At 39.6% G+C, this 227-nt stretch carries 1 pseudogene; it reads right to left on the bottom strand.

The annotated features are described in order from the left end of the window. A pseudogene (locus tag FC55_RS09995) lies at window positions 1–227 on the bottom strand (IS3 family transposase); the annotation flags it as partial.

Raw genomic sequence — 227 nt, 5'->3', positions numbered from 1 at the left:
GCTTCAGCCATGTGATATCCAGCTTTCTCAAGAAGTGGCATTATACGGCGATAGCCGTATGTGTAAGAACCTCTCCATTTACCTTTTTCCGCTATTTCCTTGATTACCACCTTAACATCAGCATACTTATCATTTTTATTGATGATACGTTTGCGTTCGTCGTAATAAGTTGGTCGCTTCAAGTCAATCGTTTTTAGAAGCTCACCAATCCCATATCGTTCCTTTTT

This window comes from Ligilactobacillus salivarius DSM 20555 = ATCC 11741, assembly GCF_001435955.1.
In the GTDB taxonomy this organism is placed as follows: domain Bacteria; phylum Bacillota; class Bacilli; order Lactobacillales; family Lactobacillaceae; genus Ligilactobacillus; species Ligilactobacillus salivarius.
Note: the sequence above shows the minus strand (reverse complement) of the source record. Positions and strands in the feature narration are given on the sequence as shown.